Below are 20985 nucleotides of genomic sequence, written 5' to 3'. Positions count from 1 at the left end.
CAGGCTACCGGTGTCGAGCGCCGGGGCGGGGTCAGTGGGCTCCCAGGCGACGCCCGGAACGCTCGCGCTGACGGGCGTCGCGCAGCCGGCGCAGGCGCTTGACGAGCATGGGGTCGGCCGCGAGCGCGGCCTCGGTGTCGATGAGGGAGTTGAGGACCTGGTAGTAGCGGGTGGCGCTCATGCCGAAGAGGTCGCGGATCGCGGTCTCCTTGGCGCCCCCGTACTTCCACCACTGCCGCTCGAAGGCGAGGATCTCGCGCTCGGTGTCCTCGAGCGCGGCCTGCGGACCCAACGCGTAAGCGGTGTCCATGTCTCCTCCTTCGTCCTGCGACCTGCCCATGCTACGGGGGAACGACACGCATGTCATTCCCCTCGGCCACCGGGCTAGGCTGCGGGCCGTGACCCCCCTCGCCGAGATCCTCGACCCCGGCTGGGCCGCCGCCCTCGCCCCGGTCGAGCCCCAGGTCCACGCCATGGGCGACTTCCTGCGCGAGGAGGTCGCCGCCGGCCGCGGGTACCTGCCCGCCGGGCAGGACGTGCTGCGCGCCTTCACCCACCCGTTCGACGACGTCCGGGTCGTCCTCGTGGGCCAGGACCCCTACCCCACCCCGGGCCACCCCATGGGGCTGTCGTTCTCCGTCCAGCCGGACGTCCGCCCGATCCCGCGCAGCCTCGTCAACGTCTTCCGCGAGCTCGTCGACGACGTCGGCACCCACCCGCCGACGACGGGCGACCTCTCGCCGTGGGCGCAGGACGGGGTGCTGCTGCTCAACCGGGTCCTCACCGTGACGCCGGGCAAGCCCGCCTCGCACCGCGGCAAGGGCTGGGAGGCGGTGACCGACCACGCGATCCGGGCGCTCGTCGAGCGTGGCGGTCCGCTCGTGGCGATCCTGTGGGGCAACCAGGCACAGACCCTGCGCCCGCTCCTCGGTGACGTGCCCGTCGTCGCCTCGGCGCACCCGAGCCCGCTGTCGGCCTCCCGGGGCTTCTTCGGCTCCCGGCCGTTCTCCCGCGCGAACGCGCTGCTCGAGGAGCAGGGCGGACGGCCGGTGCGCTGGGCGCTGCCCTGAGCGGCGCGGGCTGGCAGGATCGTCGGGTGACCGACAGCACCACCCCCGCCCCGCGCTGGAGCCGTTACGTCGCCCTCGGCGACTCCTTCACCGAGGGGATGGTGGACCCTGACCCGACCGACCCGGGCCGCCAGCGCGGCTGGGCGGACCTGCTCGCAGCCTCGCTCTCGGCCCGCCGGGGCGCGGCGGGCCAGGCGCCCCTGGAGTACGCCAACCTCGCGGTACGGGGCCGGCTGCTCGGCCAGATCATCAGCGAGCAGCTGCCGGTGGCCCGCGAGCTCGACCCCGACCTCGTCTCGCTCATCGGCGGCGGGAACGACATCCTGCGCCCGGGGGCGGACGTCGACGCGCTCCTCGCGGGGCTGGAGGACGCCGTCGCCGGGCTGCGCGCGGCCGGCGTGGACGTCCTCATGGGGACCGGTTTCGACCCGGCCGGCTCACCGGTCATCCAGCGCACGCGGCCCAAGGCCGCCGTCTACGCTGCCGGGCTGTGGTCGATCGCCCACCGGCACGGCGCCTTCGTCCTGGACACGTGGGGCATGCGCTCGCTGCGCGACATGCGCATGTGGGCCGAGGACCGCATCCACCTCTCGACGGCGGGGCACGAGCGGGCGGCGCAGGCGGCGCTCGTCGGCCTGGGCCTGGCACCGGACGACGTCGCCTGGGACGACCCGCTCGTCCCGCTGCCACCGGCGGCGCGCGCCGACCGGTGGCGCGGCAACGTGCGCTGGGCGCGTGCCTACGCCCTGCCGTGGGCGCAGCGCCGGCTGCACCGCAGGTCCTCGGGGGACCTGCGGCGGGCGAAGTACCCGGTGCCCGTCGTCGTCGAGCCCCGCTGAGGCCTCAGCGCAGGACGATCGACAGGAGCCCGTCGCCGTAGCCGCGCACGTCGACGCGCACGTCGAGGCGGGGACCGTAGCTGCGCAGCCAGGAGGCGACGTCCGCCGGCAGGAGCGCGGCGCCCGAGTCGTGGACGTCCTCCAGCCGCAGGTGCGGCGCGTCACCGACGTTGAAGAGCGCGGAGACGACGTTGAGGACCTCCGAGACGTTCTCGAGCAGCGTCTCGGGCAGGGGGCCGGGGCCCACCGACCCGAGCGCCGTCCGGGCCGGGAGGAGGGCGAGCGCCCCGCCGAGCGCGGCGGCGAGGTAGGTGTCGAGCGCGACGACGACCTCGGCGCGGAGGAACTGGGTGACGTAGACCCCGGCGACGACGCCCGGCTCGGTGGCCGGGGTCACCGACCTGTCGGCCAGGGCGACCTCGCAGTCGCGCCCGACGAGCATGGTGAGCAGGTCGCGCAGCTCCTTGAGGGGCGGGAGCGGTGTCGTGGCCATCAGGCGAGGAAGGGGTCGATGGTCGAGCGGAACGCGTCCGGCGTGAACGGCTTGGCGATGAGGAACAGGGCCCCCTCGCTCTGCGCGAGCTCGCGCATCTGCTGCGACCCCTCCGACGTGACGAAGCCGAGGGGGATGTCGGTGCCGGCGTTGAGCCGGCGCAGCAGCTCGATGCCCGTCATCTCGGGCATGTTCCAGTCCGAGAGAACGAGGTCGGGCTGCTGGGCGAGCGCGAGCTCCAGCGCCTCGGCCCCGTTCGTCGCCTCGGTGACCTCCCAGTCCCCGTACCCCGCCTGGCGCAGGGTCCGGATGACGATCTGACGCATCACCTTGCTGTCGTCGGCGACGATCACTCGCAGGCTCACAGGTACTCCTCTTGGTTCACGGGGACGTCCCCCATCGAGACGACCAGGGCTTCTTCGCGCCACTGCAGGGACCTCGTCCACAGCGGCGCGCCGTCGGGGGCCGGGCCGCCGAAGGCGACGACCGGCAGACTCAGGACGGAGCGGTCGGGGAGCAGGCCCTTGACGTTGCCGCCGATGACGTTGGCGATCTCCCCGAGCGCGTCGCCCACGTCGTCGGCCGCGACGTCGTCGTGCTCCTCGAGGTCGAGCAGCGCGCGGGTGATCCGCTCGGCGGTGACGCGGCCGGTCGCCACGAGGATCCGCAGGGCCCGGTCACCGCGGATGTCGACCCACGCCCGTACCGGGTCCGTGAGCACCGGCGCGGTCCCGGGCACCTCGCCCAGCGCGCCGGGCTCGCCGTCGACCATCGCGGTGAACAGGTCGCGCGTGATGGCGACGACGTGGTCGGCCATGGTCCCGGTCATGCGATCTCCCCGGCGGGCACGAGCCCGAGGATCTCGAGCTTGCCCAGGAGCGCGTCCGGCGTGAACGGCTTGATGAGGTACTCGTGCGCCCCGGCGGCCAGCGCGCGCACGATCTGATCGTGCTCCGACTCCGTCGTCACCATCATGAGCGTGACGCCGCGCCACTCCCGCCGGGCGCGCACGGCCTGGACGAAGGCCAGCCCGTCCATGACGGGCATGTTCCAGTCGATGCACGCGAGGTGGTAGCCGGCGTCGGCCTCGAGGAGCGCGAGGGCCTGGGCCCCGTCGCCCGCCTCGTCGACGGCGAACCCGAGGCCCTCGAGCTGGCGGGAGACGATGCGGCGCATGGCGCGCGAGTCGTCGATGACGAGGGCTCTCATGGGGTGCCTCCAGGTGCTCGGTAGACCGGTCCGCCGGTGACGGTCACCCGCTCCCAGGCGTCGTCGATCCCCACCATCGACTCGGCGGCGCCGAGGATGAGGAACCCGCCCGGGCGCATCGCCCGGCGGACGCGGGCGACGATGTCGCGCTTGGTCGTGGTGTCGAAGTAGATGAGGACGTTGCGCAGGAAGACGACGTCGAACGGCCCGGGGGGCGGCCGCTGGAGGAGGTTGTGCTGCGCGAAGCCGACGCGCCTGCGCAGCTCGTCCTTCACGGCCCAGCCGGCGCCCGCGCGGGCGAAGTGACGCACGAGCATCGGCGCGGGCAGTCCCCGGTTCATCTCCAGCTGGCTGTACTCGCCCCTCGTGGCCTGCGCGAGCACCGCGGTGGACAGGTCGGTCGCGAGCACCGAGAAGCGCGTCTCCCCTGCTTCGAGCAGGGTCATCGCGATGCTGTAGGGCTCCTGGCCGGTCGAGCAGGCGGCGGACCAGATCCGCAGCGGCCCGGGCCGCTGCGCGCGCAGCCCGGGGAGCAGGTGCGTGCGCAGCGCACCGAAGGCCGCACTGTCGCGGAACCAGGACGTCTCGTTCGTCGTCAGCGCCTCGACGACGCGCGTGAGCTCGCCGCGGTCCGGTCCGCGGCGCACGTCGCGCACGTAGGCGTCGACCGCGGCGGGCCCGACCATCCCCCGCTCCCGCGCGAGCGGTGCGAGGCGGCTCTCGACGAGGTACTCCTTGCCGGGTCCGAGCTGGATCGCGCTCCTGGTGCGCACGAGGTCCGCGACGTAGTCGAAGGTCTGCGCCGACACGCTCACCGCAGCCCCTCGGACATCATCCGTTCCATGGCTGCGGCGATCTCGTGCAGCGGGAGGACGGCGTGCGCGTGGCCGGCGGTCGCGGTCGCGCCCGGCATCCCCCACACGACCGACGACTGCTCGTCCTGGACGACGACGTGACCGCCGGCGTCGGCCACCGCGCCCGACCCCGCCGCGCCGTCGCTGCCCATCCCGGTGAGCACGACGGCGCCGACGGCCCCGCCCAGCGCCGCGACCGCCGACCGGAAGAGGACGTCGACGGCGGGGCGGCTGTAGTTCACCGGCGGGGTGTCGGTGAGCCGGGCGCGCAGGCCGGTGCGGTCGGCCACCACGGTGAGGTGCCGGCCGCCCGGGGCGACGTAGGCGTGGCCCGCCCGCAGGGCGAGTCCGTCGGTGGCCTCGACGACGGTCGCCGGGCCGAGGCGGTCGAGCCGGTCGGCGAGCTGGCGCGTGAACACGGCCGGCATGTGCTGCACGACGGCGACGGGGACGGCCGGAGGGCTGCTCAGCGCGCCGACAACCTCGGCCAGGGCCGCCGGACCGCCGGTGGAGGCGCCGAGGACGAGGAGCCGGACGGGGGTGGCGCGGAGGGATGCGGGCCGCAGCCGGACCGGTCCGCGGGTGGAGGGCCTGGTGGTGTCGCCGGCGGCTGCGGCAGGGCGACCGCGCACGGCGCCGAGCCGGGTGGGGACGAGGGCGTGGATCTTGGGGACGAGCTCGGCGGCGACCCGGCCGAGCGCCTCGTGCACGCTGCCCGCGCCCGTCGGCTTGGCCACGTAGTCCGTCGCGCCGGCCGACAGCGCCTCGAGGGTGGCGGCGGCTCCGCGCTCGGTGAGCGTGGAGAACATGACCACGGGCATGCGGTGGCCCGCCGCGCGCAGCGCCCGCACGGCGGCGATCCCGTCGAGCTCGGGCATCTCGATGTCCATCGTCACGAGGTCCGGGGCGAGCTGCTCGATCTTGGCGAGGGCGAGCCGGCCGTTGGCGGCGGTGCCCACGACGTCGATGCCGGGGTCGGCGGCGAGCGCGTGGGTGACCAGCCGGCGCACGACGACGGAGTCGTCGACGACGAGCACGCGGACGGTCATCGCAGCCGCCTCCTCACGGGTGTCATGGCGCGGCCTCAGTAGACGAACCGGGCGCAGAGCCGGCGCAGGTCGGCGGACATCCGGTCGAGCTCGACGAGGGAGGCGCCGATCTGCTCGACCGCCACGCTGGACTCCCCGCCGGCCGCGGCGAGCCGGGTGACGGTGCCGGCGATCTCACCGGAGCCCGTGGCCGCCTCCTGCACCGAGCGGGCCATCTCGGTGGTCGTCGCCGTCTGCTCCTCGACCGCCGAGGCGATGGAGCCCTGGTAGTCGTTGATCGAGGCGATGATCGCCGAGATCTGGCCGATGGCGTCGACGGCGCCCGCGGTGTCGAGCTGGATCGCCGAGACGCGGGCGGCGATGTCCTCCGTGGCCCGCGCCGTCTCCCGGGCGAGCTCCTTGACCTCCCCGGCCACGACGGCGAAGCCCTTGCCTGCCTCCCCCGCGCGGGCCGCCTCGATCGTCGCGTTGAGCGCGAGCAGGTTCGTCTGCTCCGCGATCGTCGTGATGACCTTGACGACCTGCCCGATCTCCTGCGAGCTCGCCCCCAGCTGGGACACGGTCTGCGTGGTCGCGGCGGCGACGGCCGTCGCCTTCGCGGCGACGGCGGCGGCCTCGTTGGCGTTCTGGGAGATCTCCTGGATGGAGGAGCCCATCTGCTCCGCGCCGGTGGCGACGGTGTGGATGTTCTGGGAGACCTGCTCCGCGGCGACGGCCATCGACTCGGCGTGGGTGCTGCTCTCCCGGGACTGGGCGCCGACCTGCTCGGTGGCGGTCGCGACCTCGGCGGTGGCCACAGCGACGCTCGTGGACGTCGCCGCGACCGACCCCACGAGCTCGCTCAGGCACCGCCTCGCCTCGTTGAGCTCCTCGGCCATCTCCCCGATCTCGTCCCTCGTGCGCACGGCTGCCGGCACGGTGAAGTCACCGTGCGCGAGGGCGGACAGGGAGTGCCGGACGCTGTCGACCGACCGGCGGATGGAGCGGGCGAGCAGGAACCCGGCGGTCCCGGCCAGGGAGATCCCGACGAGGATCGCGACGAGGAGCACGACGCGGCCGCGTGCGGAGTTCGCCTTGATCGCACTCGCCTCCTGCGCGACCAGCGAGTCGACCCGGTCGGAGAGGGCGGCGAGGTCCGCCTCGACCCGCTCGACGTAGGACGTGCCGTCGGTGCTGGCGAGCGCGGAGTACCGGGAGCGGCTGGTCTCCAGCGCCGCCGGCACGAGCATGCGGTCCCGGAAGTCGGTCCACTCCGCCCAGCCGGTGAGGAAGGACTCCCACTCCGGCCAGGAGCCCACCTCGCTCGCGCCGATCCGGTCGACGAGGGTCGCGGTCGACGCGCTCAGCTCCTCGAGGACCGTGGCCCACCCCGCCTTCGCGTCGGGCCCGACGGCGGCGGCGATCTGGGCGACGAGGAGCCGGCCCTCCCGGTGGGCGGCGGTGAGGTCGTCCTGCGCGCCGCCGATCTCGCTCTGGAGGGTGACCATGCCGGTCGCGCGCTCCGACGTCCGCGACCCGCTGACGGAGGAGTACAGCCCGCCGGCCCCCGCCACGGTGACGAGCAGGAGGACGAGGGCGAGGATCTTGGTCTGCACCGAGGTCCGGCGCGGCGAGCGCGTGGCGCGCTCGGGCCCGGCTGCGCCGGACGTCGTTGCGGTCATGGTCGCTCTCTCAGTAGACGAAGCTCGCGACGCGGTCGCGCAGCTCGGTGGACAGGACGGCGAGGTCGGCGACCTCGGTGCTCATCTCGCGGACGACGCCGTCGAGGGTGTCGGCAGAGCCCGCGAGGACGGTGACGTTGGCGGCGATGCCGCCGGAGCCCGAGGCGGCCTCGGCCAGGCCGCGGCTCATCTCGCCGGTCGTGGCGGTCTGCTCCTCGACGGCCGAGGCGATGGTCATCTGCAGGTCGTTGATGGACCCGACGGTCCGGGCGATCTCCTCGATGGCGTCGACGGCGCCGGCGGTGTCGAGCTGGATCGCCGAGACGCGGGCGGCGATGTCCTCGGTGGCCCGCGCCGTCTCCCGGGCGAGCTCCTTGACCTCCCCGGCCACGACCGCGAAGCCCTTGCCGGCCTCCCCCGCGCGGGCCGCCTCGATCGTCGCGTTGAGCGCGAGCAGGTTCGTCTGCTCCGCGATCGAGGTGATGACCTTGACGACCTGCCCGATCTCCGCGGAGGAGGTGCCGAGCCGGGCGACGGTCCGGTTGGTCTCCTGGGCGACGACGGTGGCCCGGGAGGCGACGGTCGACGCCTCCTCGGCGGTGCGCGCGATCTCCCGGATGGAGGCACCCATCTCCTCGGCGCCGGCGGCGACGGTCTGCACGCTGGCGGAGACCTGCTCGGCGGCGGCGGCCGCGGCGGAGCTCTCGGCCGAGGTCTGGCCGACCTCGCCGGCCACCCGCCCGGCGCGCGTCTCCAGGCCCTCGGCGGACGCCGCGACCCGCTGGGCGGACGCCCCGACCGCGGCGACGAGCTGGCGGACCGCCTCCACGCCGTCGTCGAGCGCGGCACCGGTGTCACCGAGCTCGTCGGTGCGCTCCAGACCGGTGCGGGCGGTGAGGTCGCCGGCGCTCAGGCGCTCGGCGACCTGCCTCAGCCGCAGGATCCGGCGGACGAGGAGCCGGGTGGTGGCGAGGGCGAGCGCCGTGGCGAGCACGACCCCGACGACCCCGGTGGCCACGAGCGCGGTGGTGGCGAGCCGCTGGGCGCGGGCCTGGTCCGCCTTGACGGCGGCGGTCTCGGCGTCGGTGAGCGCCTGCGCCTCGTCGGCGATCGCGAGCACGGTCTCGTAGGCCGCGGCGGCCTCACCGCCGTTGACCGACGCGATCGCCGTCCGTCGGGCGGCGTCGGTGTCCTCGGCGAGCCACTCGACCACCTGGGCGTCCCAGGCGAAGAAGTCCTCCCAGGCCGGGCGCAGGTCGCTGAAGACCGCGGCCTCCTCGGGGCGCAGCCCGGCGGCGTCGAGGTCGTCGAGCCAGGCCTCGACGGCCGCCCGGGACTCGGCCATGCCGGTCCTGTTGTAGGAGTCGGGCGCGAGCCCTTCCTCGGTGCCGAGGATGCCGACGTCGGCGAGGTACAGGCCCTGCCAGCCGGTGGCGTCGGCGATGTGGAAGCGGGCCTCCTCGGCGAGCTGGGCAACCGACTCCACGCGCTCGAGCTCCTCGCTGTAGCCGCTCTGCTCGCTGACCGCCCACGCGCCGAGGTTCGCGGCGGCGAGGACGAGCACCGCGAGGGCACCGAAGGCGAGGTAGAGCCGGGTCCCCACGCGGAACCGGCGGCGCCCTCGCACCGCGTCCGGGGCGGTCCCCGGGCGCACCTCCGCGGACGTCACGGTCGGGGGTGAGGGGGCGAGCGTCGTGGTCATGGTTCCTTCTCCGGTCAGCAGCTGAAGCGCGCGAGGCGGGTCTGGAGGTCCGCGGACTGGCGCGCGAGCTCCTCGGTGGCGACCGTGAGCTGGGCGAGGGTCTGGCTCGCGCCGCGCGTGTCGGCGGCCACCGACGCGATGCCGGCGGCGATCTCCCCCGACCCGGTCGCGGCCTCGGTGACTCCACGCGACATCTCGGCGGTCGTCGCGTTCTGCTCCTCGACGGCCGAGGCGATCGTCAGCTGGTAGTCGTTGATCTGGGCGATGATCCGGGCGACCTCGGTGATCGCGTCGACCGCCCCGGTGGTGTCGACCTGGATGCTCTCGACGCGTCGCGCGATGTCCTCCGTGGCGCGGGCCGTCTCCCGGGCGAGCTCCTTGACCTCCCCGGCCACGACGGCGAAGCCCTTGCCTGCCTCCCCCGCGCGGGCGGCCTCGATCGTCGCGTTGAGCGCGAGCAGGTTCGTCTGCTCCGCGATCGAGGTGATGACCTTGACGACCTGCCCGATCTCCTGCGAGCTCGCCCCCAGCCGGGACACGGTCTGCGTCGTCGCGGCGGCGACGTCGCTCGCCTGGGCGGCGACCTGCGCGGCCGCGGCGGCGTTGACGGCGATCTCGCTGATCGAGGCGCCCATCTCCTCGGCCGCGGCGGCGACCGTCTGGATGTTGCCGGAGACCTGCTCGGCGGCGGCCGCCACGACACCGGCCTGGGCGGAGGCACCCTCGCTCGAGGTGAGGAACGTCCCGCCCGCCGCGGAGAGCTGCTCGGCGGCCGCCGCGACGGACTGGGCCGTGCCGGTCGCCCCGGCCACGAGCTCGCGGAGGTCGGCCTGTGCCTCGGCGAGCGAGCGGGCGATCTGCCCGAGCTCGTCCCGGCCGGTGGCCTGCACGTGGCTCGTCGTGAGGTCGCCGGCAGCCATCGCCCGGCTCGTCGCGACGACGCGGGCCGCGTCCCGCGCGATGCCGCGGCCGATGACGACCCCGCCGACGACCATGACCACCGCGCCGAGCAGGGCGCACACGAGGGCGGCGGTGACGGCCGCCCTGGCGCCGGTGCGCATGTCCGACAGCCCGGCGGAGGTCTGCGCCTCGTGGATCTCGGCGACCAGGTCGAGGTCGGCCCGCACGGTGGCGAGCTGTGTCTCCATCTGCTCGGCCAGCGCTGCGCCCTCCGCGCCGCTGGTGCGCAGCTCCTCGGCGATGTCCCGGACCTCGCCCACGAGGGTGGCGGTCTCGTCGTCCGGGGCGAGGTCCGCCGCGTACTCGGAGGTGAGCTCGACGAGGCTCGCCATCCGGGTCTCCCAGCCCTCGAGCGCGGCCCGGGCGACGTCCGGCGTCGGGGCGAGGGCGCTCGCGGTGGCGTAGTACTGCGCCTGGCTGAACACGTCGCCGATCTGCCCGACCACCTGCGCGGTTCGCACCTCACGTTCCAGCGTCTGGGTCGAGAACTGCGCCGAGCTCGTCGTCCCCCAGACGCCGACCCCGGCCATGAGGAGCACGAGCGAGGCACCGCCCACAGCGCTGCCGACGATCTTCGTGCGCAGGGAGACGTCCGCCAGGCGGAGCTTGCGTCGGGGCGCCGTTGGGGCGGCCGTCGGCAGGGGTGACGGGGTGCTGACGGTCGTGTCGTGCTCGGGGGCCAGGACGGCCACGGGCTCCTCCTCGAGGGCGGTGGGCAGGCGGTGGGACTGCGGGGTGGTGCGGGCCCTCAGGCAGCGGTGACGGCCTCGACGTCCAGCGCGAGGAGCAGGCGGCCGGGAAGCTTGTAGGCGCCGCGGATGACCTCGCGCAGGGCGTGGGGCAGGGTCGGGGGCGGCGCCTCGAACTGCTCGTCGTCGACCACGGCGACGTCGCCGATCGCGTCGACGAGCAGGGAGACGGGCTCGTGCCCCAGCCTGACGACGACCATCATCGGCTCGGCGCCGGTCCGCGCCGGCAGACCGAGCCGCGTGCGCAGGTCGAGGGCGAGGACCACCTGGCCCCGGAGGTTGACGAGGCCCGCGACGTCCGGCGGCGCGAGGGGGACGGCGGTGGTCCTCCGGAAGGGCAGCACCTCCTGGACGTTGCCCACCCGGATCCCGTAGAGGTTCTCCTCGAGGGTGAAGGTCACGTACTGGCTGGTCATGTGATCCTCACCAGGTCCTGGTCGAGGGCGGAGAGCGGCGCGAGGCCGACGCCGCGGAGGAGCCGGCCGACGTCGAGCAGCTCGGTGACCCGGTCCCTGATGACCGTCGAGCCGGTGAGGCCGGCGTCCTGGAGGTCGCTGTGGGCGTCCGGGTCGTCGGTGACGATGTCGACGATCTCGCCGACGACGACGGCCACCGTGACGTCCTGGCTCGTGAGCACCGTGACGAGGAGCTCCTCGGGCTGGTCCACGGTGCTCGCGCCGAGCAGCCGGTCGAGCCGGGCGACGGGCAGGAGGTCCCCGCGGTACTGGACGACCTCGCGGCTGCCGACACGCTCGAGGCGGTCGGCGCGCATCCGCTCGAGGCGGGTGACGTCGGCGAGCGGGATGGCCACCTGCCGGTCCCCACCGATCGCGACGACGAGGAGCTGGCGGCCCTCCTCCCGGCGGGCGGCCCCGGTGGCGGTGCCGGCGCCGACGAGCCGGCCGACCTCCCCGACGAGCGCGCGGCGCGCGATCGCCTGGACGTCGAGGATGAGCGCGACGTCACCGTCGCCGAGGACGGTCGCCCCGGAGTACAGGCCGATCTGCTTGATGCGGCTGGAGACGGCCTTGACGACGATCTCCTCGTTGTTGAGCACCCGGTCCACGAGCAGACCGAAGCGCTGGTCGTCGGCCTGGAGGACGGCGATCGTGCAGGACTCCGCGGTCGGCGGCTCGAGGTCGAGCACCTCGGCCAGCGAGACGAGCGGGAGCAGGGTGCCGCGCAGCCGGTGGACGGGCGCCGTCCCGACGTACTCGAGCCGGGCCCGCTCGACGGCGACGAGCTCGAGGAGGTTCGCCTGCGCGAGGGCGAAGGTGCGGTCCGCGCACCGGACGGTGAGGGCGGGCATGATCGCGAGCGTCAGCGGGATCCGCAGGCGCCAGGTCGTGCCCTGCCCGGGACGGGACTCGACGTCGACGGAGCCGCCGATGGCCTCGATCTTCGTGCGGACGACGTCCATCCCCACGCCGCGGCCGGACACGTTCGTCACTGCCCTGGCGGTGGAGAAGCCCGGCATGAACAGCAGCTCGTGGATCTCCTGGGTGGACATCGCCCGGAGCTGGTCCTCGGTGCGCAGCCCCTTGGCCAGCGCCCCGGCCGCCACGGCGTCGCGGTCGATCCCGCGGCCGTCGTCGGTGATCTCGACGAGGACCTGGCCCCCCGCGTGGTGGGCACGCAGCGTGACGTGGCCCTGCGCGGACTTGCCGACGGCGAGGCGCTCGGCGGGCGACTCGATCCCGTGGTCGACGGCGTTGCGCACGAGGTGGGTGAGCGGGTCCTTGACCGCCTCGAGCAGCGAGCGGTCGAGCTCGGTCTGCCCACCGAGCATCGTCAGTGCGACCTCCCGCCCGAGGGTGGAGGCGAGGTCGCGCACGACGCGCGGCATCTTGTTCCACACGTTCTCGATGGGCTGCATGCGCGTCCTCATGACGCCTTCCTGCAGCTCGGTGGCGATGAGGCTGAGGCGCTGGGCGGAGCGGTGGAGCTCGGGCTCGGCGGCGCGGTCGGCGAGGCGGTCGAACTGGTTGCGGACGAGCACGAGCTCCCCGACCTGGCGCATGAGCGAGTCCAGGAGCTCCACGTCGACGCGGATCGAGCTCTCGGCCGCGTTGCGGTGGCGCTCCGGCTCGGAGCGTCTCTCGGGCTCCGCGTGCTGCTCGGCGGGCGCCACGGGGGCCGGTGTCACGGCGGCCGGCGTCACGGGGGCCGGAGGGCGCGGCCTGCCGATGACCTTGCGAGCCACGGCCGGCGCGGCGGCCGGCTCGGCAGCGGCCGGGGCACCGACGGGCTGCGCCGGGGCGGCGGGAGGCGAGGCGGTGCCCTCCTGGAGGGCGCGGATCCGGGAGATCGTCGGTTCGACGTCGTGGGCGTCGCCGTCGCCGGCCTCGATCGAGGCGAGGATGGCGCGCAACGTGTCGACGAGGGCGAGCAGGACGTCGGTGGTCGCCTGGTCCATGTGCCGGGCGCCGTCGCGCAGCTCGGCGAGCAGGTTCTCCCCGGTGTGGGAGACCCGCTCGAGGTCGCCGTAGCCGAGGAAGCCGCTCGTCCCCTTGATCGTGTGGACGGTGCGGAAGATGCTGCTCAGCAGCTCGCGTGAGCCGGGGTCCCCCTCCAGCGCGACGAGGTCCTGGTCGAGCTGGTCGAGGTTCTCGTGGCTCTCGACGAGGAACTCGTGGACGATCTCATCCATACCCTCCACCGGGTGGCCCTCCATGAGTCCGGCGTTGCGGCGCTTCCTGCGCTCACGGCAGACCATCGGGAGGAGTGGCGGGTTTGTGAGAGGTCCGGGCTGCCCCGCCCGGGCTCGCGGCGATGCGCCCGGTCCGCGCGGCGGTGCGCGAGGAGCGCGGCCCGGGGCCGCGGCGGGCGGTCAGTCCTCGGGGTTCGCGGGGCGCAGCGCGCGGAGGGAGTCGAGGTCCTCGTCGGCCACGCTGGCGGCGTCGCGGTTGGCCTCCTCGACGGCGCGGAGCACCTCGGCACGGTTCACGGCGACGTGGCGGGGTGCGGCGATGCCCAGACGCACGGTGTCGTTGCGCACGTCGACGACGGTGAGGACGATGTCCTCCCCGATGACGATCTGCTCGCCCACCTTGCGGCTCAGTACCAGCACGCGCCCGACCCTATCGCGTCCTGGCGCTCGGCCGGCCGCGCTCGGCGAGCGCCCCGGCGGCGGCACGCGCCTGGCGCGCCGCGGCGCTCTCCAGCCGCTCCGCCGCCTCGGCGGCGGCGATGAGGTCGCCGATGCCCGCCGGGCGAGGCTGCCGGGCAGGTGGACGGCGAGCGGCGGCGGCCGTGCCCCCGAGGTCGGGGACGGGCCGGCTCAGTCCGGGCACCGCCACGGTGACCTCGTAGCGCCGGCGCCCGAGCAGCCCTGAGCGCACACGCTCCGCGCGCACGACCCGTCCACCCAGACGGGCCGCCCGGGCGAGGAGCTCGTCCAGGTCGGTCCCGTCAAGCAGTAATCGCGTGTCCGACACCGACGGCTCCCACGGTCTCGATGGTCAGGGAGGTCCCGGTCACCTCGTTGTAGGACAGCACCGGGAGGCGCGGGACGGCGAGGGCCGCCACGCGCCGCAGCGCCGGCCGGACGGCCGGGGCGCAGACGAGCACGGCCTGGCGGCCGGTCGACTCGACCTGCTCGAGCCTGGCGCGCAGCGCCTCGAGCAGTCCCTCGACGCGGTCGGGCGCGAGGGACAGCTGGGTGCCGTGCTCCCCGGGGCGCAGCGACTCCAGGAGCAGCTGCTCGGTCGCCGGCTCGAGGGTGAGGACCCGCAGGACGCCCTCCTCGCGGTGGCGGTCGACGATGACGTCCGCGACCGCCTGGCGGGCGGCCTCGACGAGCCCTTCGACGTCGGTGGACACCTTCGCGCGCAGGGTCAGCGCCTCGAGGATGCGGCCGAGGTCGAGGATCGGCACCTGCTCGGCGAGCAGGCCCTGGAGGACGCGCTGGACCTCACCGAGGCTGAGCAGCCCCGGGACGAGCTCCTCCACCACGGACGGGTTGGTCTGCTTGAGCCCCTCGACGAGGACGCGGACGTCCTCGCGGCCGAGCAGCCGGTCGGCGTGGGAGGAGGCCACCGAGGACAGGTGGGTGATGAGCACGGACACCCTGTCGACGACGGTGGCGCCGGCCATCTCCGCGCTGTGCCGCAGCTCGAGCGCGATCCACTTGCCGGGCAGCCCGAACACCGGCTCGACGACCGTCGTGCCCGGGAGTCCGTCCAGCCCCTCCCCCAGGGCGAGCACCCGCCCGCGCGGCGCGGTGCCGCGTGCCACCTCGACCCCGGAGAGCCGGATGGCGTAGGTGGCGGAGGGCAGGTCGACGGAGTCGCGGGTGCGGACGGGGGGCAGCACGTAGCCCATCTCCAGCGCCGTCTTGCGCCGCAGCGCCTTGACCCGGCCGAGGAGGTCCTGGTCGGCCGACCCGCCGACCATGTCGACGAGGTCGGGGGCGAGGAGGACCTCCAGGGCGTGGACCCTCATCTGCTCGATGAGCATCTCGGGGGTCTCGGCGGCGGGCTGGAGCGCGGAGGCTGCCTCCTCCGCCTCGCTGGCCCGCGTGGCGGCGTTCTCCCCGCCCTTGATCCGCTGGGCCGCGACGAGCAGGAGCGCGCCCACGAGGACGAACGGGAGCTTCGGGATGCCCGGGATGGCGGCCATGACGAGCGCGGCCACACCGGCGATCATGAGCGCCGAGCGGGACTGGGTGAGCTGGGAGCCGGCGAGGGTGCCCATGTCGTCGTCGGAGGTGGCCCGGGTGACGACGAGGCCGGTGGCGACGGCCATGAGGAGCGCGGGGATCTGGGTGACGAGGCCGTCGCCGACGGTGAGCAGCGAGTACGTCTCGATGGACTCGCCGGCGCTCATGCCGCGCTGGACCATCCCGATGACGAAGCCACCGACGAGGTTGATGATCGTGATGACGATGCCGGCGATGGCGTCACCCTTGACGAACTTCGACGAGCCGTCCATCGCGCCGTAGAAGTCCGCCTCGGCGGCGACCTCGCTGCGGCGGCGGCGCGCCTCGTCGTCGTCGATCGCGCCGGCGTTGAGGTCGGCGTCGATGGCCATCTGCTTGCCCGGCATCGCGTCGAGGGTGAAGCGGGCGCCGACCTCGGCGGCGCGTCCGGCGCCGTTGGTGATGACGACGAACTGGATGACGACGAGGATGAGGAAGATGACGAGGCCGATGACGAGCGAGCCGCCGACGACGAAGTGGCCGAACGCGTTGATGACCTCCCCGGCGTAGCCGTCGCGCAGCACGAGGCGGGTCGAGGCGACGTTGAGCCCGAGCCGGAAGAGCGTCATCACGAGGACGAGGGAGGGGAAGACCGAGAAGTCGAGCGGCTTCCTGATGTACATCGTCGTGAGCAGGACGACCATCGCGCCGATGATGTTCACCGCGATGAGGACGTCGAGCAGCGCTGCGGGCAGCGGGACGACGAGCAGGAGGATGATCCCGACGACGCCCGCCGGCACGGCGAGCTGGGTGATCTTGCCGTTCTTCATCGGCCGTCCTTCCGGGACTGGGACATGCGGTGGTTCCCTGCGGCGCTGCCGCGCCGGCGCAGGGACATGACGAAGGCGAGGACGCGGGCGACGGCCTCGTAGAGGTACTCGGGGACCTCGTGGCCCACCTCGCACACGGAGTTGAGGGTGCGCGCCAGGGTGATGTCCTGGACGACGGCCACCTTGTGCTGGGCGGCCTTCTCGCGGATGCGTCGGGCGACGTGGCCCTTGCCCTTGGCGACGACGCGCGGCGCGCCCTTGCCGGGCTCGTAGCGCAGCGCGACGGCGACGTGCGTCGGGTTGACGACGACGACGTCGGCGTCGGCCACGGCGGCGAGCATCCGGTTACGGCTCAGCGCCCGCGCCTTGGCCATGCGCTGGCTCTTGATGAGCGGGTCGCCCTCGGAGCGCTTGTGGTCGTCCTTGAGCTCCTGCTTGGACATGCGGGTGGTCTTGCGGTTGCGCTTGAGGACGACGAAGACGTCGATGGCCGCGAGGACGAGGCCGGCGGCGACTCCCCACGTGATGAGGGACTTGATCCGCGACCCGACCTCGCCGAGGATCTGGGCGACGGAGAGGGCGCCGGACTGCATGACGAGCGGGACGAGGCCGACGACGGTGAAGTAGAGCACCGTGCCGACGACGAGCGTCTTGAGGAACGCCTTGGCGCCCTGCCACCACGCCTGGGCACCGAAGGTCCGCTTGGTGCCCTTGACGAGGTTGAACTGCTCGAGGCGCGGCTTGAGCTTCTTCGTCGAGATGTGGACCCCGCCCTGCGCGGCGCCGGCCACGACGGCGGCCAGCGCGGCGACGGCGAGCATCGGCGCGACTGCGAGCGCGGCGGCGAGCAGGCCCTCGCCGAGCGCCTGGACGGCGACCGCGGGCTCGGGGTTGCCGATGACCTCGCGCACCCGGAGCACAAGGTTCCCGGCGGCCTCGGCACCACGGTCGAGCACGGTCGGCAGCGTGAGGGCGGCGGCCCCGACGACGACCCACGCGCTGACGTCCTGGGACTTGCCCAGGCTCCCGTCCCGGTGGGCCTTCCTCATCCGCTCCGGGGTGGCCTTCTCGGTCTTCTCACCGGCGGTCTGGCTCATCGCACGACCTCCCCGATGCCGCGGAACGCCTCGTCGGACAGCCACGAGACGACTCCGGGGAGCGCCGCGACGGTGATCGCGCCGAGCGAGAGGGTGATGAGGATCTTCAGCGGGAAGCCGAGCGCGAAGGCGTTGAGGGCGGGGGCGACCCGGGTGAGCAGGCCGAGGCCGACGTCGGCGAGGAAGAGGACGGCGATGAGCGGTCCGGCGACCTGGATGGCCGCGAGGAAGAGCTGGGTGAGCCCGCCGGCGAGGTTCTCGGCGAGCGAGCCGAGGTCGAGCACGGCCCCGAGCGGGAGTGCCTGGAAGCTGCGGGCCAGGCCACCCACGACGAGCTGGTAGCCGTCGGAGGCGAAGAGGAGGACCACGGCGATGAGCTGGAAGAAGCGGCCGAACGGGCCGCTATGGGTCATCGTCATCGGGTCGAAGGCCTGGCCGAGCTCGAACCCGCCGAGCATGTCGACGAGCCGGCCGGCGGTCTGGACCGCGGAGAAGACGAGGGCGACGAGCACGCCGAGACCTCCGCCGATCACTGCCTCGGAGACGGCCATGCCGATGAACGCCGTCGCCGTGAGGTCGACCGGCACGGTGAGGGTGGAGGCCATCGCCAGGGCGAGACCGACGCCGAGCATCGCCTTGACGGTCCCCGGGATGGCGCCGTGGTTGAACGGCGGCGCCACGACGAGGAAGACGGTGACCCGCAGCGCGGCGAGCGCCACCGGGACCACCACGAGGGCAGCGTCCACGTCAGCCGCCCAGCAGGCCGGGGATGCGGTCGAAGAGCTCGTGGGTGGTGACGACGAGCTCGGAGATCATCCAGCTGCCGCACAGCACGATGGCCACGGCCACGCCGATCGCCTTGGGCACGAAGCTCAGGGTGATCTCCTGGATCTGGGTCACCGACTGGAGGAGGGAGACGGTGAAGCCGACGACGAGCGCGGTGATGAGCAGGGGGGCGGCGAGCTTCGCGGCCAGGCCGAGGGCGAGGGTGGCGATGTCGATGACGTTCGCGGTGTCCATCAGTAGCTCCCCACCAGCTGGGTGACGATGAGCCCCCAGCCGTCCACGAGGACGAAGAGGAGGATCTTGAAGGGCAGCGAGATCATCGACGGCGGCAGCATCATCATGCCCATCGCCATGAGCGCGGAGGCGACGACGAGGTCGATGACGAGGAACGGCACGAAGATGACGAAGCCGATGATGAACGCGGCCCGCAGCTCGGAGAGCATGAACGCCGGGATGAGCGTCTGCATCGGGACGGTCTCGGGGCTCTCCGGGTTGGGCATCCCGGCCGCGCGGGTGAGCAGCGCGAGGTCCTCCTCGCGGGTGAGCCCCACCATGAACTCGCGCAGCGGCCCCTGCGCGGCCCCGAACGCGCCGGCGAAGTCGGTCGACCCGTCGAGGTAGGGCTGGAGGGCGACGGTGTTCACGTCCCCGAGGACGGGCGCCATGATGAACAGGGACAGGAAGAGCGTGAGCCCGGCGAGCACCTGGTTGGGGGGCACACCCTGCAGGCCGAGGGCGTTGCGGGTGAGGGACAGGACGACGAAGATCTTCGTGAAGCTCGTCATCATGAGGAGCAGCGAGGGCGCGACGCCGAGCAGGGTGAGCGCGAGGAGCGCGACGATCGACGTCGACGGCGTCCCGGCCTCGACGTCGAGGTCGAAGCCGAGGCCTGCGGGCTCGGTCGGCGCGACCGGCTCCTCGGGCTGGACGGGCGCCGCCTGGGCGAGCGCCGCGCCGAGCAGGACAGCGGCGGCGGTGACCACGAGGACCACCAGCAGGCGCAGCAGCAGGCGCCGTGCACCGGTCCGCGCTCCCCCGCGCGGCTGGGCCGGTGCGGCGCTCACCCGCGGGTCCGTGTCCGCAGGGTCTCCCAGGTGGTGCGCCAGGTGCCGGGCGCGAGGACCGATCCGGAGAGCGGGGCGGCGGGCCGCGACTGCGGGGTGCCCCCGTCGCCGTCCTCCAGGAGGGTGAGCGGACCGGGCTCGAGCTCGGTGAGCAGACGGACCTCGGAGTCGCTCACCCCGAGGACGAGGGTGCGACCGGCGACGTCGACGACCGTGATGCCCGAGCGGCGCCCGAGCGTCTGACGCCCGAGCACGGTGATCGGCAGCCGCCGCGGGGTCCCCGCGCCGGCGCCGACGCGCCGGGCGAGGAACCACAGCAGGGCGAGCACGACCCCGAGGGAGAGCGCGACGCGCAGCGCCAGCCCGAGCGTGTCGGTCACTGGGCCGAGGTCTCCGAGACGATCTCGGTGATGCGCACGGCGTAGTCCTCGTCGACGACGACGACGTCGCCGCGGGCGACGAGCCGCCCGTTGACCATGACGTCGGCGGGGCTGCCCGCGGCGCGGTCGAGCTCCAGGACGGTGCCGGGCGTGAGGCCGAGCACGTCGCGCAGCGGCATCCGGGTGCGGCCGATCTCCGTGGTGAGGGTGAGCTCGACGTCGTACAGGACGCGCATGCTGCCTGCCTCGAGGGGAGCGGACGGCATCGAGGCGCGCTGGCTGATCGAGCGGATGCCGAACCAGGCCTGCACGGTCCCGCCGCCGACGAGGGCGAAGACGGTGACGTCCCCGCCGGTGACGGCCTCGCCCGCGGGGCGCTCCTCGGCGGCGCCGAGCACGCCCGCACCGAGCGTGCGCGCGGCGGCCTCGAGCGCGGGGCGCAGGGCCTCGGCGAGGGTCAGCGCCCCGGCTCCGGCCATGGCCTCGGCGACGGCGTCCTGGGCGACGACGAGCAGCTCGGCGCTCGTCTGCCCGACGAACGTCGCCACGACGGCGGTGGCGCTGGGTGCCGGGCGCTCACCGGGCTCCGCGGGCCGCGCGACGAGCGGCTGGGAGGAGGGCAGCAGGCGCGCCAGCTCGTCGGCGACGGCGTGGGTGTCGATGGTGGTCGTGCTCATGAGTTCTCCTTGACGTTGACGACCAGCCCGGCGAGCCGGGAGCCGCTGGTACCGGCCACCGCCTGGGCGAGGACACGGTCCCCGACCACGACGTCCATGGGCTGGGACCGGGGGTGACGCAGGGCCAGGAGGTCACCGACGGCGAGCCCGACGACCTCCCGCGGGTGGAGCGCGACCGGGCCGAGGCGCACGGCGACCTCGACCGGCACCTCCTGGACGGCGCGGTCGAGCGACTGGCGCTGCTCGGTCTCCGCGGCGAGCTCGGCGGTGGTCCGGTGGTCGGCCGACTGGCGCTCGCGGAGCGCGGAGAGCAGCCCCTCGGCGGGCGCCATGAAGGCCGCGACGGCGTACTGGTCGCCGTGGGTGATGTGGAAGGTGCCGCTGATGACCGTCGTCGTCGCGGCGACCGCCTGGACGAGCTGGGGGGAGTGCTGGATGCGGCGCAGCTCGGGGTCGACCTTGAGGATCCCCGCGAACGCGTAGTTCAGGTCGGCGACGACGCGCGACATGACGTCCGAGACGAGGTTCTGCTCGATCTCGGTGAGCTCACGCACCGGGACCGCCCCGGGTGTGCCGGGACCGCCGAGCATCTGGTCCACCCAGGAGAGGGTCACCTCGAGCGGGATCTGGATGATCGCCGGACGGCGGTTGGGGCCCGCGGTGAACTGGATGAGCGTCGTCGGGGCGGGGAGGCGGCTGACGAACTCGTCGTAGGTGGACATGGACAGGTGGTCCAGCGACACCTGGACGGGCACGCGCAGGCGCGCCAGGAGCTGGTTGGCCCACTGCCGTGCGAAGGTCGTCAGGGCGACCTCGAGGACGCGCGCGTGGTCACGCGGAAGCGTCATCGGCTGCCGGAAGTCGTAGACCACCGGGGTGCCGGCGCTCTGGGCCACAGGGGGTACGGTCACGCCCCACCCATCGGC

Annotated in this window: 24 protein-coding genes; 2 read left to right on the top strand and 22 right to left on the bottom strand. The window is 73.9% G+C overall.

The genetic code is table 11. The annotated features are described in order from the left end of the window. Positions 1-31: 31 nt before the first annotated feature. Entirely contained in the window at positions 32-310 is a 279-nt protein-coding gene (locus tag FE251_RS01520; protein WP_218013729.1) for a DUF3263 domain-containing protein, read from the bottom strand. Positions 311-338: 28 nt separating this feature from the next. Here FE251_RS01520 and FE251_RS01515 point away from each other — a divergent pair, with 28 nt between their 5' ends. Further along, positions 339-1070 (top strand): uracil-DNA glycosylase, encoded by a 732-nt coding sequence (locus FE251_RS01515; protein ID WP_139073478.1) that lies wholly within the window; start codon positions 339-341, stop codon positions 1068-1070. Between the two features lie 26 nt (positions 1071-1096). Beyond that, complete coding sequence (locus FE251_RS01510; protein WP_218013730.1) at positions 1097-1909, top strand: SGNH/GDSL hydrolase family protein; 813 nt, start codon at positions 1097-1099, stop codon at positions 1907-1909. Between the two features lie 4 nt (positions 1910-1913). On the opposite strand, the gene FE251_RS01505 is transcribed toward FE251_RS01510, so the two are convergent. The 21 genes from FE251_RS01505 to FE251_RS01405 form a co-directional block, all read right to left on the bottom strand. Then, complete coding sequence (locus FE251_RS01505) at positions 1914-2402, bottom strand: hypothetical protein (protein WP_139071910.1); 489 nt, start codon at positions 2400-2402, stop codon at positions 1914-1916. Then, positions 2402-2761, bottom strand: coding sequence for a response regulator (locus FE251_RS01500; protein WP_139071915.1), 360 nt, complete (start codon positions 2759-2761; stop codon positions 2402-2404). Before FE251_RS01500 ends, FE251_RS01505 begins: the two co-directional genes overlap by 1 nt. A gap of 2 nt (positions 2762-2763) precedes the next feature. After that, positions 2764-3231, bottom strand: coding sequence for a chemotaxis protein CheX (locus tag FE251_RS01495; RefSeq protein ID WP_139947522.1), 468 nt, complete (start codon positions 3229-3231; stop codon positions 2764-2766). After that, positions 3228-3611 (bottom strand): response regulator, encoded by a 384-nt coding sequence (locus FE251_RS01490; protein WP_139071912.1) that lies wholly within the window; start codon positions 3609-3611, stop codon positions 3228-3230. Before FE251_RS01490 ends, FE251_RS01495 begins: the two co-directional genes overlap by 4 nt. Further along, positions 3608-4426, bottom strand: a complete 819-nt coding sequence (locus FE251_RS01485; protein WP_139947520.1) for a CheR family methyltransferase — start codon at positions 4424-4426, stop codon at positions 3608-3610. The genes FE251_RS01490 and FE251_RS01485 overlap by 4 nt, the downstream gene beginning before the upstream one ends. Next, positions 4423-5514 (bottom strand): chemotaxis-specific protein-glutamate methyltransferase CheB, encoded by a 1092-nt coding sequence (cheB, locus tag FE251_RS01480; RefSeq protein ID WP_139947518.1) that lies wholly within the window; start codon positions 5512-5514, stop codon positions 4423-4425. The genes FE251_RS01485 and cheB overlap by 4 nt, the downstream gene beginning before the upstream one ends. A gap of 35 nt (positions 5515-5549) precedes the next feature. Then, complete coding sequence (locus tag FE251_RS01475) at positions 5550-7175, bottom strand: methyl-accepting chemotaxis protein (protein ID WP_139947516.1); 1626 nt, start codon at positions 7173-7175, stop codon at positions 5550-5552. A 10-nt stretch (positions 7176-7185) separates the two neighbouring features. Continuing rightward, the gene (locus FE251_RS01470; RefSeq protein WP_139947515.1) at positions 7186-8877 is read right to left on the bottom strand and encodes a methyl-accepting chemotaxis protein; all 1692 of its coding nucleotides are present in this window, start codon (positions 8875-8877) and stop codon (positions 7186-7188) included. A 14-nt stretch (positions 8878-8891) separates the two neighbouring features. Further along, positions 8892-10529 carry a methyl-accepting chemotaxis protein gene (locus tag FE251_RS01465; protein WP_230976499.1) on the bottom strand — a complete coding sequence of 546 codons (1638 nt, stop codon included), beginning with the start codon at positions 10527-10529 and terminating at the stop codon, positions 8892-8894. A gap of 56 nt (positions 10530-10585) precedes the next feature. Next, on the bottom strand, positions 10586-11002 hold the full coding sequence (locus FE251_RS01460; protein WP_139947513.1) for a chemotaxis protein CheW: 417 nt from the start codon (positions 11000-11002) through the stop codon (positions 10586-10588). After that, positions 10999-13236 (bottom strand): chemotaxis protein CheA, encoded by a 2238-nt coding sequence (locus FE251_RS01455; protein ID WP_230976498.1) that lies wholly within the window; start codon positions 13234-13236, stop codon positions 10999-11001. Before FE251_RS01455 ends, FE251_RS01460 begins: the two co-directional genes overlap by 4 nt. A 180-nt stretch (positions 13237-13416) precedes the next feature. Continuing rightward, positions 13417-13656 (bottom strand): carbon storage regulator CsrA, encoded by a 240-nt coding sequence (csrA, locus tag FE251_RS01450; protein ID WP_139071004.1) that lies wholly within the window; start codon positions 13654-13656, stop codon positions 13417-13419. Between the two features lie 10 nt (positions 13657-13666). Beyond that, positions 13667-13942 carry a hypothetical protein gene (locus FE251_RS01445; RefSeq protein WP_139071005.1) on the bottom strand — a complete coding sequence of 92 codons (276 nt, stop codon included), beginning with the start codon at positions 13940-13942 and terminating at the stop codon, positions 13667-13669. A gap of 55 nt (positions 13943-13997) precedes the next feature. After that, entirely contained in the window at positions 13998-16055 is a 2058-nt protein-coding gene (flhA, locus tag FE251_RS01440; protein ID WP_139071006.1) for a flagellar biosynthesis protein FlhA, read from the bottom strand. After that, a complete protein-coding gene (locus FE251_RS01435; protein WP_139947509.1) occupies positions 16052-17152 on the bottom strand; it encodes an EscU/YscU/HrcU family type III secretion system export apparatus switch protein in 1101 nt (366 codons plus the stop codon). Before FE251_RS01435 ends, flhA begins: the two co-directional genes overlap by 4 nt. Next, entirely contained in the window at positions 17149-17883 is a 735-nt protein-coding gene (locus FE251_RS01430) for a flagellar biosynthetic protein FliR (RefSeq protein ID WP_230976497.1), read from the bottom strand. Before FE251_RS01430 ends, FE251_RS01435 begins: the two co-directional genes overlap by 4 nt. Positions 17884-17899: 16 nt before the next feature. After that, on the bottom strand, positions 17900-18172 hold the full coding sequence (locus tag FE251_RS01425; RefSeq protein ID WP_139071009.1) for a flagellar biosynthetic protein FliQ: 273 nt from the start codon (positions 18170-18172) through the stop codon (positions 17900-17902). Further along, on the bottom strand, positions 18172-19002 hold the full coding sequence (fliP, locus tag FE251_RS01420; RefSeq protein ID WP_139947507.1) for a flagellar type III secretion system pore protein FliP: 831 nt from the start codon (positions 19000-19002) through the stop codon (positions 18172-18174). Before fliP ends, FE251_RS01425 begins: the two co-directional genes overlap by 1 nt. Beyond that, positions 18999-19382 carry a FliO/MopB family protein gene (locus FE251_RS01415; RefSeq protein ID WP_139071011.1) on the bottom strand — a complete coding sequence of 128 codons (384 nt, stop codon included), beginning with the start codon at positions 19380-19382 and terminating at the stop codon, positions 18999-19001. The genes fliP and FE251_RS01415 overlap by 4 nt, the downstream gene beginning before the upstream one ends. After that, positions 19379-20059 carry a flagellar motor switch protein FliN gene (fliN, locus tag FE251_RS01410; RefSeq protein ID WP_139071012.1) on the bottom strand — a complete coding sequence of 227 codons (681 nt, stop codon included), beginning with the start codon at positions 20057-20059 and terminating at the stop codon, positions 19379-19381. The genes FE251_RS01415 and fliN overlap by 4 nt, the downstream gene beginning before the upstream one ends. Then, the gene (locus FE251_RS01405; RefSeq protein ID WP_139071013.1) at positions 20056-20970 is read right to left on the bottom strand and encodes a flagellar motor switch protein FliM; all 915 of its coding nucleotides are present in this window, start codon (positions 20968-20970) and stop codon (positions 20056-20058) included. The genes fliN and FE251_RS01405 overlap by 4 nt, the downstream gene beginning before the upstream one ends. Positions 20971-20985: the final 15 nt, after the last annotated feature.

Origin of the sequence: Georgenia wutianyii (assembly GCF_006349365.1) — a bacterium.
GTDB lineage: Bacteria > Actinomycetota > Actinomycetes > Actinomycetales > Actinomycetaceae > Oceanitalea > Oceanitalea wutianyii.
Note: the sequence above shows the minus strand (reverse complement) of the source record. Positions and strands in the feature narration are given on the sequence as shown.

Bases quoted from the DNA above. Each gene is read 5' to 3' on its own strand.
- FE251_RS01520 (WP_218013729.1), bottom strand. From the start codon at position 310: ATGGACACCGCTTACGCGTTGGGTCCGCAGGCCGCGCTCGAGGACACC.
- FE251_RS01515 (WP_139073478.1), top strand. From the start codon at position 339: ATGCTACGGGGGAACGACACGCATGTCATTCCCCTCGGCCACCGGGCT.
- FE251_RS01505 (WP_139071910.1), bottom strand. From the start codon at position 2,402: ATGGCCACGACACCGCTCCCGCCCCTCAAGGAGCTGCGCGACCTGCTC.
- FE251_RS01495 (WP_139947522.1), bottom strand. From the start codon at position 3,231: ATGACCGGGACCATGGCCGACCACGTCGTCGCCATCACGCGCGACCTG.
- FE251_RS01490 (WP_139071912.1), bottom strand. From the start codon at position 3,611: ATGAGAGCCCTCGTCATCGACGACTCGCGCGCCATGCGCCGCATCGTC.
- cheB (WP_139947518.1), bottom strand. From the start codon at position 5,514: ATGACCGTCCGCGTGCTCGTCGTCGACGACTCCGTCGTCGTGCGCCGG.
- FE251_RS01475 (WP_139947516.1), bottom strand. From the start codon at position 7,175: ATGACCGCAACGACGTCCGGCGCAGCCGGGCCCGAGCGCGCCACGCGC.
- FE251_RS01470 (WP_139947515.1), bottom strand. From the start codon at position 8,877: ATGACCACGACGCTCGCCCCCTCACCCCCGACCGTGACGTCCGCGGAG.
- FE251_RS01460 (WP_139947513.1), bottom strand. From the start codon at position 11,002: ATGACCAGCCAGTACGTGACCTTCACCCTCGAGGAGAACCTCTACGGG.
- FE251_RS01455 (WP_230976498.1), bottom strand. From the start codon at position 13,236: ATGGATGAGATCGTCCACGAGTTCCTCGTCGAGAGCCACGAGAACCTC.
- flhA (WP_139071006.1), bottom strand. From the start codon at position 16,055: ATGAAGAACGGCAAGATCACCCAGCTCGCCGTGCCGGCGGGCGTCGTC.
- FE251_RS01435 (WP_139947509.1), bottom strand. From the start codon at position 17,152: ATGAGCCAGACCGCCGGTGAGAAGACCGAGAAGGCCACCCCGGAGCGG.
- FE251_RS01425 (WP_139071009.1), bottom strand. From the start codon at position 18,172: ATGGACACCGCGAACGTCATCGACATCGCCACCCTCGCCCTCGGCCTG.
- fliN (WP_139071012.1), bottom strand. From the start codon at position 20,059: ATGAGCACGACCACCATCGACACCCACGCCGTCGCCGACGAGCTGGCG.